Consider the following 11,750-nt stretch of genomic DNA (forward strand, 5'->3'; position numbering starts at 1 on the left):
ATCTGACCTTTCATGGTTCTTTACGACGAGAACACCCTGGAGCAGGTCCCCTGGCCCAACACTCCAGAGGGACGGTTCGCGCGCGCGTATCTCACCCCGCTGATGAAGCAGGGCAGCACGGCCTTCTTGTCGGACAGGACCACGCTGCGGCTGGTGGAGCTGGAGGGGATGATCATCCCGCTGGCCATCAACGACGCGGAGTACGGCAACTCGCCGATGCTGTCGAACTTCGCCCGGTACGTGACCTTGCAGGTGAACGCGGTCGCGCGCGGGAACTGGGGCCCGGTGTACGGGCGGCTGGTGCGCGGAGTGCTCCACGGGTTGGGTGGAGTGCTCAAGGCCACGAGCATCGATCGGTGCGTCTACGTGGACCACTGGCTGGTGCTGCGCAACATGGGCGTCCTGCTGTCCGCGGATCAGGCGCAGCGGCTGACCCGGTTCCTCGTCGAGCGCTTTCCCCAGCACGCCATCGTCTTCCCGGCGCTGAGCCTGGCCACGCACTCGCCCCTGCTCAACACGCTGAAGGGGTGCGGTTACGAGAGCGTCTACGCCTTCCACACCCGCTTGCTGCTGCCCTACAAGGCAGAGGTGAGCCGGCAGGTGCGCGAGAACCGGCGCCGGGATGCGCGGCTGCTGGAGGCCAGCGGCTACAAGATTGTCGACGGCAAGGAGCACCCCGACTCCGGGCCTCGGCTGGCCGAGCTGTACCGGTTCCTCAACGAGGAGAAGTACTCGACGAATCAGCGGATGACGAACGCGTTCTTCGAGACGGCCCTGCGCGACGGGACGCTCCAGTTCCGGCTCGCGGTGAAGGACGGGCGCATCGACGGGTTCTTCGCCTACGCGGTGAAGCAGGACGTGCTCTTTCCGCCCGTCTTCGGGTACGACGTGAACCTGCCGCAGGAGCTCGGGCTGTACCGGGGACTGGTGCACCAACTCATCCAAGAGGGCGTGGAGCGCGGCATCGCCGTGGAGCTGGGCGCAGGCGCCGACCAGTTCAAGAGCATGCGAGGCGACAAGCCGATGCCTCGCTACAGCGCCGTCCACTTCCAGCACCTGTCGGGCTGGCGCCAGCGGGGATGGCGACTGCTGCAGCGCTTCGCCAACGGCTCCATGCTGGGCGCCTCTCGGGGCGTGCTGCGGAACATCGACGGCGAGGACGGCATGGTGGGCTTCGACCGCGTGCCCGAGACCTTCGCCCCACCCACGATGAGCCCTCGCGAGGCGGCGGATCTGCTGCGCCAGGAGCTGGGCGCACTGGAGCAGGCGCTGGAGGAGGCCTCCAAGCTGGAGGGAGAGGCCCTGGCGCGCGCCCTGGCCCCGCTCGCGGAGAAGCTCCACAACTGGCCCCAGCCCACGCGGCGCGTGATGGAGCTGCGCGAGCGGCTGGAGAAGCATGAGCAGCGCCAGCGACGCGGTGCCAGCGCCAAGGCGAAGCCAGAGAAGGGCCCACCGGTGGCCGACCTGGCCCGGCAGCTCCTCGAGGGCGCCGCGAAGCTGGGAGATGCCCTGCTGATCGCGAGCAACCTCGGTGACGCGTCCTCTCAGCAGCTACGCGCCGTGGCGGACAGTCTGCGGCAATCGGCCGGCTGTGCCGCCGTGGTGCTGGCGGCCACGCGCGAGGGCAAGGTAGTGCTCGTCACCGCGGCCACGCCTGCCCTGCTCCAGCGCGGCGTGGACGCCGGCCAGCTCATGGCCCAGGTCGCCCCCGCCGTCGAGGGCAAGGGCGGCGGCGCCCAAGAAATCGCCTGGGGTGGTGGCTCGCGGCCCGAGGGAATCGACGCGGCGCTCGAGGCGGCGCGCCACTTCCTCCAGGCCCGCCTCGGCGGCACCCCGTAACCACGAAGACAGTCATGAATCTCTACGACGAGAGCACCATCACGGACGCCCCATGGCCGGACACCGAGGAGGGGCGCAAGGCCCGTGACTTCCTCGTGCCCCTCTTCCAGCACGGGACCCAAGCGTTCTTCGAGGACCGCAGCACCCTGCGCCTGCTCGCAGTGGATGATCTGCTCATCCCCCTCTCCATCAACGACACCGAGTACGACAACTCGTACTTCTTCTCCATCTTCTCCCGCTACATCACCAGCCAGCGCGCCGCCCTCAAGACGGGCAACTGGAAGCCGCTGCCTCGCCTGGTCATGGGCAGCGCGCTGTGGGGCATGGGCGCCCTGCTCCAGGGGGCGCGCATCAACAAGGTCGTCCAGGTCGACAACTGGCCCACGCTGCGCAACATGGGCGCCAACCTGACGGAAGATCAGGTGCGCCGGGTCACGCAGTTTCTCGTCTCGAAGTTCCCCGGGTACGCCATCGTCTTCCCGGCGCTGAGCCCGGCCACCCACTCGCCCCTGCTCAACCACCTGAAGGCCGGCGGCTACACGTTTGCCTTCATGACCCATACCCGCGTGCTCCTGCCCTACGGCCACGAGCTGGATCGCAAGCATCGGGAGAACCGACGCCGGGATGCTCGGTTGCTGGAGGCCAGCGGCTACAAGCTCGTGGACGCCCGGGAGATGCCCGGCTGTGCCCCTCGGCTGGCCGAGCTGTACCGGATGCTCAACCGGGAGAAGTACTCGACCAACCCGTCCATCTCGCCCGCCTTCTTCGAGGCCGCCCTGCGCGGAGAGATGATCCAGTTCCGCCTGCTGGTAAAGGACGGGCGCATCGACACCTTCTACGGCTTCCACGTGAAGGGGGACGTCGTCTTCTCGCCCGCGGCCGGCTACGAGCTGAGCCTCCCCCAGGAGCTGGGGTTGTACCGGATCCTCAACAGCTGCCTGATGCACGAGGCGCTGGACCGGGGCCTCGCCATCGAGACGGGCGGCGGCGCGGATCCCTTCAAGAGCCTGCGCGGGGACAGGCCCGTGCCCCGCTTCAACGCGGTGTTCTGCGACCACCTGCCCGCCCATCGCCAGGCGGGGTGGAAGCTGGTGCGCAAGCTCGCCAACGAGAACCTCATGCCCGTGGTCCGCTCGCGCCTGCGGCAGATCGACGGCGAGGACGTGGCGGGCTTCGACGGCATCCCCGAGACCTTCACCCCGCCCTTCCTCAGCCCCCGGGAGTCGGTGGCGCAGGTCGACGAGGCGCTGGAGTCGGTGCGCCGCGAGTTGGAGCAGCTCTCCACGGTGGAGCGCAAGGAGCTGGCCACCCGAGTCCCCGCGCTGACCAGGAAGATGGAGGACTGGCAGTTCCCCCCGCGACGCCTGACGGAGCTGCGCACGCAGCTCACGGAGTTGGATCAGCGCCGGCAGAACGACAAGCGGTCCGACAGGGTGTCCGCGCGGGCCCAGCGGGCGCAGGAGGCCCGGCAGCTCCTCGAGAGCGCCTCGAAGCTGGGAGACCTCCTGCTGGTGGCCGGCCACCTGGGAGAAGCGACCTCGCAGCACCTGCGCACGCTCGCCGAGGCGTTGCGGAAGTCTGTCTCACAGGCCGCGGTGGTACTCACGGCCACGCAGGGCGGCTCTGTGGTGCTGGTCACCGCGGCAGCGCAGGAGGTGCTCCAGCGCGGCGTGGACGCGGGACAGCTGCTGCGACGGGTCGCCTCCGCGGTGGACGCGAGCAGCGAGACAGGAGGGCCGGAGGTGGCCTGGGCGGAAGGCTCGCGCCCCGAGGGCCTCTCCGCCGTGCCCGAGGCAGCACGCCAGTTCCTCCAGGAGCGCCTGAGCGGCGCAGCCTGAAAGTGGTCTCCCGGCAATTCCTTGGGTCCTTGAAACCAGCCTGACCGAAGTCAGCGCTGGGAGGTTCTGAAGAGTCATGGCGTCCACTCCTGAAGAGAAGCGTGCATTGCTGGCCAGGCTCCTGCGCGAGAAGGCCCGCAAGCCCAAGGAGGCCCCCGCGTCCTTTTCCCAGGAGCGGATGTGGTTCCTCGACCAGTGGAACCCCGGCAGCGCCCTCTTCAACATGCCCGTGGCGGTGCGGCTCACTGGCACGCTCCACCTTGAAGCGCTGGAGCGCGGACTCCAGGAGCTCGTGAGCCGTCACGAGCCGCTGCGCACCACGATCCTGGAGAAGGAGGGCAGCCCCCTCCAGCTCATCGCCCCGAGCGTAGAGGTGCCGCTGTCCCTGGTGGACCTCCAGGAGCATCCCGAGGCCGATCGCGAGGCCCAGGCCTGGAAGCACATGTCCGCCGAGGCCCAGCGGCCCTTCGAGCTGAGCAAGGGTCCGCTGCTGCGCACGGTGCTGTACCGGCTGTCCCCGCGCGAGCACCTGCTGCTGTTCAACCTGCACCACGCCATCGCGGACGGCTGGTCCATGGGCGTGCTCGTCCGGGAGCTGGCGACCCTCTACCCCGCCTTCGTCGAGGGCCGGCCCTCGCCCCTGCCCGCCCTGCCCCTCCAGTACGCCGAGTACGCCGGCTGGCAGCGCGAGTGGCTGCGGGGCGAGGTGCTGGAGTCGCAGCTCGCCTTCTGGCGCTCGAAGCTGGACCCCAACGCCGTGCTGGAGCTGCCGGGGGACAAGACGCGCCCGGCCGCGCTCAGCTCCCAGGGTGTGCGCCAGTCGCTGGTGCTCTCGCCGGAGCTGACCCAGTCCCTCAAGACGCTCGCCCAGCGCGAGGGGAAGACGCTCTTCGCCGTCCTGCTGGCGGGCTTCCAGGTGCTGCTGCAGCGCTACACCGGGCAGACGGATCTGACCGTTGGCACGCTCGTGGCGGGCCGTGAGCGCGCGGAGCTGGAGGGCCTCATCGGCCTGTTCATCAACACGCTCGCCCTGCGCACCAGCCTCGCGGGAGACCCCACGTTCCGCGAGCTGCTGAGCCGCGCCTTCGAGACAGCGCGCGAGGCCCAGGCCCACCAGGACGTGCCGTTCGAGAAGCTGGTGGAGGATCTCAAGCCCGAGCGCAGCTCGCGCCACCTGCCGCTGTTCCAGGTGATGATCAACCTGCAGAACGCGCCCCTGCCCCCACTCCAGTCCCCGGACCTGCGGATGGAGGTGGTGCCCGTCCACACGGGGACGACCAAGCATGATCTGACGCTTTATGCGACCGAGCTGGCCGAGGGACTGCGGCTGAGCGCCGAGTACAGCACGGACCTCTTCGAGGCCCCGACGATGCTCCGGCTGCTGGGGCACCTGCGCTCGCTGCTGGCCGCCGCCGTCGAGGACCCGAATCGGAACATCTCGGATCTGCCCATGCTGACGCAGGAGGAGCGCCAGCAGATCCTCGAGGAGTGGAACGGGGAGAAGGTCGAGATGCCGGCCAACGCCTGCATCCACACCCTCATCGAGGCCCAGGTGGAGCGCACGCCCGAGGCCGTGGCGCTCGTCTTCGAGGGGCAGTCGCTCACCTACCGGGAGCTGAATGCACGCGCCAACCAGCTCGCCTGGCACCTGCGCTCGCTGGGCGTGGGCCCCGAGGTGCGCGTCGGCCTGTGCGTCGAGCGCTCGCTGGAGATGGTCATCGCCCTGCTGGCCACCCTGAAGGCCGGCGGTGCCTATGTGCCGTTGGATCCTGACTACCCCTCGCAGCGCCTGGTGTGGATGTTGGAGGACGCGCGTCCCGCGGTGCTGCTGGTTCAGCAACGGCTGCTCTCACGCCTGCCTCCGCACCAGGCCCGCGTGCTCTGCCTGGACTCGCAGTGGGACGAGATGGCCGCACACCCGAAGCACGCACCGCCTCCGCTCGCTACGCCGAACGGCCTCGCCTACGTCATCTTCACCTCCGGCTCCACGGGGCGACCCAAGGGAGCGATGAACGCCCACGCGCCCGTGGTGAACCGGCTGCTGTGGATGCAGGACGAGTACAAACTGGGCCCTCAGGACACCGTCCTTCAGAAGACACCCTTCAGCTTCGACGTGTCCGTCTGGGAGTTCTTCTGGCCGTTGATGATGGGCGCGCGGTTGGTGGTGGCCAGGCCCGGGGGGCACCAGGAGCCGGCCTACCTGGTGCGGCTCATCGCCGAGGCTCGCGTCACCACCCTGCACTTCGTGCCCTCCATGCTCCAGGTGTTCCTGGAGGAGCCGGGGCTCGAGCGCTGTGCTTCGTTGAGGCGCGTGGTGTGCAGCGGTGAGGCCCTGCCGCTGGAGCTCGCCGAGCGCTGTCTGCAGCGACTGCCCCAGGCCGGGCTGCACAACCTCTACGGCCCCACCGAGGCCGCCGTCGACGTCACCTACTACGCCTGCGTGCGCGGCGAGCAGCGGCGCTCGGTGCCCATCGGCCGCCCCGTGGCCAACACGTCCATCCGGCTGTTGGATCCGAAGTTGAGGCCGGTCCCTATTGGCGTGTCTGGCGAGCTGTTCATCGGCGGCGTGCAGGTGGGGCGTGGCTACCTGTCCCGCCCCGAGCTGACGGCCGAGCGCTTCATCCCGGATCCCTTCAGCGAGACGCCGGGAGCGAGGATGTATCGCACGGGCGACGTGGCGCGCTGGCTGCCCGACGGCAACGTCGAGTACCTGGGCCGGGCGGACTTCCAGGTGAAGATCCGCGGCCTGCGCATCGAGCTGGGAGAGATTGAGTCGGCGCTGGAGCAGCACCCCACCGTGCAGCAGGCGGTGGTGATGGCGCGCGAGGACGTGCCCGGCGACAAGCGGCTGGTGGCCTACGTGGCGGGACGCGGTGGCGCGGCGGCGGTGGACACGGAAGCGCTGAATGCGCGCCTGCGCGAGAAGCTGCCCGAGTACATGGTGCCCTCGGCGATCGTGGTGCTGGACACCCTGCCGCTCAATCCCAACGGCAAGGTGGACCGCAAGGCGCTCCCGGCCCCGAAGCTGGAGCGGCCGAAGGAGGAGCCCGTCGCCCCGAGCACCCCCACCGAGACCGAGGTCGCGGCGCTCTTCTCGGAGCTGCTGCGTGTGGAGCAGGTGGGCGCGAAGGATGATCTCTTCAAGCTGGGCGGCAACTCGCTGATGGCCACGCGGGTTGTCGCTCGGCTGCGCGCCCGCTTCGGTGTGGAGCTACCGGTGCGCGTCCTCTTTCAGCACTCCACCGTGCAGCAGGTGGCGCGGCTGGTGGACGAGGCGCGCTCCGGCGGGGAGTCGAAGCAGGAGCGTGAGTCTGGGCCGAAGCGTCGCGAGCGCCTGCCCGTCGTGCCCCTGCGAGACGAGGCCTCCGTGGATAGCGCGGAGGGACAGACCCAAGAGCAGCCGAAGCTCACAGCGGAAGAACGGCACCGCCTGCTGGTGGAGTGGAACGCCACGGCTGCGGACTTCCCGCGCGAGGCCTGCATCCCCCACCTCGTCGAGGCCCAGGTGCGCCGTACGCCCGAGGCCGTGGCCGTGAGCGCGGGCTCCGTGCGCCTCACCTACCGGGAGCTGGACGCGCGTGCCAACCGGCTCGCCCGGTACCTGCGCTCGCTGGGCGTCGGCCCCGAGGTGCGTGTCGGCCTGTGCGTGGAGCGCAACGCGGACATGGTGGTGGGCATGCTCGCCATCCTCAAGGCCGGCGCCGCCTACGTTCCGTTGGACCCGACCTATCCGCGCGAGCGTCTGGCCTTCCTCCTCGAGGATGCCCGGGGTCCCGCGCTGCTGGCGCACTCGCACCTCCAGGGCGTGCTGCCGCCCCACGACTCGCAGGTGGTGTGCCTGGACGCCCTGCCCGAGGCCGTGGCGCAGCAGCCCGACTCGCCGCCGCCGGGCGCGCTGCATCCCGAGAACCTCGCGTACCTCATCTACACCTCGGGCAGCACGGGCCGGCCCAAGGGCGTGGCCATCACCCACCGCAGCGCCGTGGCCTTCCTCACGTGGGCCCTGGCCACCTTCCCTCCCGAGGCGCTGCGGGGCGTGCTGGCCTGTACGTCGATCAACTTCGACCTGTCCGTCTTCGAGCTGTTCGCCCCGTTGAGCTGTGGCGGCACCGTCATCGTCGCGCGCAACGCGCTGCATCTGGCCGAGCTGCCCCAGGCCTCCGAGGTCAGCCTCGTCAACACGGTGCCCTCCGCCATGGCGCAGTTGCTGCGGCTCGGGGCGCTGCCGGCCTCGGTGCGCACCATCAACCTCGCCGGTGAGCCGCTCCCCGAGCCGCTCGCGCGTCAGATCTACGAAGTCCCCACGGTGAAGGATCTGTACAACCTGTACGGCCCCTCGGAGGACACCACGTACTCCACCTGGGTGAGGGTACGGCCCGGAGAGCCCATCACCATCGGCCGCCCGCTCTCCAACACGCAGGCGTACGTGCTGGACGAGCACCTGGAGCCAGTGGCGGTGGGCATGCCCGGGGAGCTGTACCTGGCGGGAGACGGGCTCGCGCGGGGCTACCTGCACCGTCCCGAGCTGACGGCGGAACGCTTCCTGCCGTGTCCCTTCGGAGCGGCGGGGGCACGCATGTATCGGACGGGAGACAGGGTGCGCTACCGGCCGGACGGCGAGCTGGACTACCTGGGCCGCAACGACAACCAGGTGAAGATCCGCGGCTTCCGCATCGAGCTGGGCGAGGTGGAGACGACGCTGCAGCGCCACCCGAACGTGCGCGAAGCAGTCGTCGTGGTGCGAGAGGACGTACCCGGCGACAAGCGTCTGGTGGCCTACGCCGCCCCTACTTCCCCTCTCCCTCTGGGAGAGGGACGGGGTGAGGGTGTAGCGCGCCCCGGGTTGGATCCCACGGAGCTGCGTGACTGGATGAGGCGCACGCTGCCCGAGTACATGGTGCCCCCGGCGTTCGTGGTGTTGGAGGCCCTGCCGCGAAACGCGAACGGCAAGGTGGACCGCAAGGCCCTACCCGCCCCTGCCGCCGAGCGCTCCAGCCTGCGGCCCTACGTGGCACCGCGCACGCCCACCGAGGAACTGCTCGCGGGCCTATGGCGCCAGGTGCTCGGCGTGGAGTCCGTAGGCGCGCTGGACCACTTCCTCGAATTGGGCGGCCACTCCCTGCTAGCAACACAGGTGGTGTCGAGGCTGCGCTCGACGCTGCGGCTCGAACTCCCCCTGAACGCCTTCTTCGAGACGCCCACGCTCGAAGCCCTGGCCCGCCGAGTGGACGCCGCGCGCGATAGCGGCAGCGCCCTCTCCGTCATCCCGCCGCTGCTGCCCGTGCCGAGGACGGAGCGGCTGCCGCTGTCCTTCGCACAGCAGCGCCTATGGGTGCTCGATAGGTTCGAGCCCGGAAGCACGGCCTACACCATCCTGGCGGCGCTCCGGCTCCAGGGGCCGCTGAACACGCGCGCACTGGTACGCGCCGTCCAGGCCCTGATGCGGCGCCACGAGGGCTTGCGGACCACGTTCATCGAGGACGATCAGGGCCCCACCCAGAGCATCCTCCCGGACGTGGAGCCCGCACTGGGGCTGGTGGATCTGCGAGGTCTGCCCGAGTCCGAGCGGGAGCGCGAGGCGCTCACCCTGGCGGCCGAGGAGGCGGAGCGGCCGTTCGATCTGACGCGGGCGCCGCTGCTGCGCGCGCTGCTGGTGCGGCTGGCGGAGCAGCACCACCTGCTGGTGGTGACGATGCACCACATCATCTCGGATGGCTGGTCCTCGGGGATCCTCATCCGCGAGCTGTCGTCGCTCTACGAGGCCTACTCCACTGGAGAGCCGCCCCGCCTGGCGCCGCTGTCCGTGCAGTACGCGGACTACGCGATGTGGCAGCGCCAGTGGCTGAAGGGGGGCGTGCTGGAGTCACAGCTCGCGTACTGGCGGAAGCAGCTCGCCGGAACGCCGACCGCGCTAGAGCTGCCCACGGACAAGCCGCGTCCCCCAGTGCCGTCCTTCCGAGGTGGGCGTGTGCCGGTGCGGCTCGGCCGGGAGCTGTCCGCATCGCTCCAGGCCCTGTGCCAGCGCGAGGGCGTGACGCTCTTCATGGCCCTGTTGGCGGGCTTCCAGACGCTGCTGTCGGCCAACTCGGGGCAGCTCGACGTGTCGGTGGGCTCGCCCATCGCGGGCCGTGCCCAACCGGAGCTGGAGGGGTTGATTGGCTGCTTCGTCAACACGCTGGTGCTGCGCACGCGGCTGCAAGGAGACCCAAGCTTCCGCGAGCTGCTGGGCCGCGTGCGTGAGGTAACGCTCGGGGCCTATGCGCACCAGGACGTCCCCTTCGAGCGCGTGGTGGAGGAGCTGCTGCCTACGCGGGACTCCAGTCGCTCTCCGCTCTTCCAGGTGCTGTTCGTGCTGGAGAACGCGCCGGGGTCGCAGCCGATGGGTCCGGGGCTCTCCATGCGCTTCGTGGACGTGAAGCGCCACTCGGCGAAGTTCGATCTGACGCTGGCTCTGTGGGAGGAGAACCAGGAGATCACCGGCGTGCTGGAGTACAGCAGCGATCTCTTCGAGTCCTTCACGGCGGCGCGGATGGCGGAGCACCTGCGTGTGCTGCTGCAGTGGGCGGTGGCCCACCCCGAGGAACCGATGTCCCGGCTGCGCCTGGCGCTGGCGAACGGGGACGTGCTGGTGCCGCTGCGCACGAGTGGCTCGAGGCGGCCCTTCTTCTGCGTGCACCCCATTGGCGGCAACGTGCTGTGCTACGCCGAGCTGGTGCGCCACCTGGACGCCGAGCAGCCCTTCTACGGCCTGCAGGCGCGCGGGCTGGAGGGAGAGCAGCCCCCGCTGGAGTCGATGGAGGAGATGGCGGCGCTCTACGTGGAGGCGCTGCGCACGGTGCAGCCCCAGGGTCCGTACCGGCTGGGAGGCTGGTCCATGGGCGCCGTGGTGGCCTTCGAGATGGCGCGCCTGCTGAAGGCACAGGGCGAGGAGGTGGAGCAGCTCGTCTTCATCGAGCCGAGCCCCACGTCGTATGCCCAGGGCACGCGGCTGGAGGACGAGGCGACGCTCAACAGCCTCTTCGCGGCGAACCTGGCGCAGACGACGGGGCTGCCGCTGGAACTGCCGGCCCACGTGCAGCCGGCGGACGCGAGCGCGCTGCTGCGCTACCTCTGGGAGGAAGGCCGACGCGTGGGAGCCTTTGGCCCCGAGGTCGGGCTGGCGCAGTTGCAGAGGCTCCAGCGCGTCTTCACCGGCTGCGTGAGAGCCCTCTATCAACACACGCTGAGCCCGTTGCAGCTGCCCCTCACGATGCTGCGAGGCCAGGAGGCCCAGGTGGGTGATCCGGACGCACCGGATCGAGGCTGGGCGGCGCTAGCGGCCCACGTGGAGATGCTGGAGGTGCCCGGGGATCACTACTCGGCGCTGCGCTCGCCCCAGGTCGAGACGGTGGCCCAGACGCTGGCGCGCGTGCTGGAGTCACCGCCTCGGAGGCTCCAGGCTGTTGGCCAGAAGGCCGGGTAGACCAGAGGCCCTGCAAATCCCCAGCAAGTTCCCCTCTCCCAGAGGGAGAGGGGACATCCCACTAGCGCGGGGCCTCATCCGGATCACCGGCATCGGCCACCACTTTCCACGAGCCGTCCGGCTGCTTCTCCCAGAAGTTCATGTACGTGCCGCGGGCCTCCACGACGCCTCCCGAGGCGTCCCGGGTCCTGCGCAGGTAGCGGCCCGTGGTGTAGGCGAGCCGTCCGCCGACGGAGAGCTCGGCGCGGCTCGGCTCCCAGGTGAGGGAAAAACCCGGAGTGGCGAAGACCGGCGTCATCGCGGCGCGGATGGCCTCGGGTCCGATGATGTGGCCATTGGAGCGCAGCATGACGCCATTGGGCGCGAAGTAGGCGGCCCAGCCCTCCCCGCCGCGCGCCTGCGTGGCGGCATTGAATTCCCGGTCGGTGCGCAGCAGCACTTCCTCGTCTGGTGTCATGGTCCGTTCCTGGTGGGAGATATGGTGGCCAAGCTACGTGAAGCCGCGCCCAGGGGTTTGACGATCTGTCCCGCCCACCGACCCCGGCCCCGCCCACCTGTCACGGTGGCCTCGGGGCAACCTGCCCCGTCTGAGGCACCCTGCCCCTCCGTGG

General features: G+C 69.9%; 4 protein-coding genes. 3 read left to right on the plus strand and 1 reads right to left on the minus strand.

Annotation, left to right across the window (positions count from 1 at the left end):
* Nucleotides 1-12: 12 nt before the first annotated feature.
* The 3 genes from OV287_RS28330 to OV287_RS28340 all read left to right on the plus strand — a co-directional run bounded on the left by OV287_RS28330 (nt 13) and on the right by OV287_RS28340 (nt 11,139).
* Nucleotides 13-1,839 carry a DHHA1 domain-containing protein gene (locus OV287_RS28330; protein WP_267537173.1) on the plus strand — a complete coding sequence of 609 codons (1,827 nt, stop codon included), beginning with the start codon at nt 13-15 and terminating at the stop codon, nt 1,837-1,839.
* Between the two features lie 14 nt (nt 1,840-1,853).
* Entirely contained in the window at nt 1,854-3,677 is a 1,824-nt protein-coding gene (locus OV287_RS28335; RefSeq protein ID WP_267537174.1) for a DHHA1 domain-containing protein, read from the plus strand.
* A gap of 76 nt (nt 3,678-3,753) precedes the next feature.
* Nucleotides 3,754-11,139 carry a non-ribosomal peptide synthetase gene (locus tag OV287_RS28340; RefSeq protein WP_267537175.1) on the plus strand — a complete coding sequence of 2,462 codons (7,386 nt, stop codon included), beginning with the start codon at nt 3,754-3,756 and terminating at the stop codon, nt 11,137-11,139.
* Nucleotides 11,140-11,200: 61 nt separating this feature from the next.
* Here OV287_RS28340 and OV287_RS28345 read toward each other — a convergent pair whose 3' ends face one another.
* Nucleotides 11,201-11,596: a YybH family protein gene (locus OV287_RS28345; protein ID WP_267537176.1), complete on the minus strand. Its 396-nt coding sequence runs from the start codon at nt 11,594-11,596 to the stop codon at nt 11,201-11,203.
* Nucleotides 11,597-11,750: the final 154 nt, after the last annotated feature.

The sequence above is a fragment of the Archangium lansingense genome (assembly GCF_026626635.1).
In the GTDB taxonomy this organism is placed as follows: Bacteria; Myxococcota; Myxococcia; order Myxococcales; family Myxococcaceae; genus Archangium; species Archangium lansingense.

Excerpts from the sequence above, each read along its gene's own strand:
- OV287_RS28340 (WP_267537175.1), top strand. The coding sequence starts at position 3,754 with ATGGCGTCCACTCCTGAAGAGAAGCGTGCATTGCTGGCCAGGCTCCTG.
- OV287_RS28330 (WP_267537173.1), top strand. The coding sequence starts at position 13 with ATGGTTCTTTACGACGAGAACACCCTGGAGCAGGTCCCCTGGCCCAAC.
- OV287_RS28345 (WP_267537176.1), bottom strand. The coding sequence starts at position 11,596 with ATGACACCAGACGAGGAAGTGCTGCTGCGCACCGACCGGGAATTCAAT.
- OV287_RS28335 (WP_267537174.1), top strand. The coding sequence starts at position 1,854 with ATGAATCTCTACGACGAGAGCACCATCACGGACGCCCCATGGCCGGAC.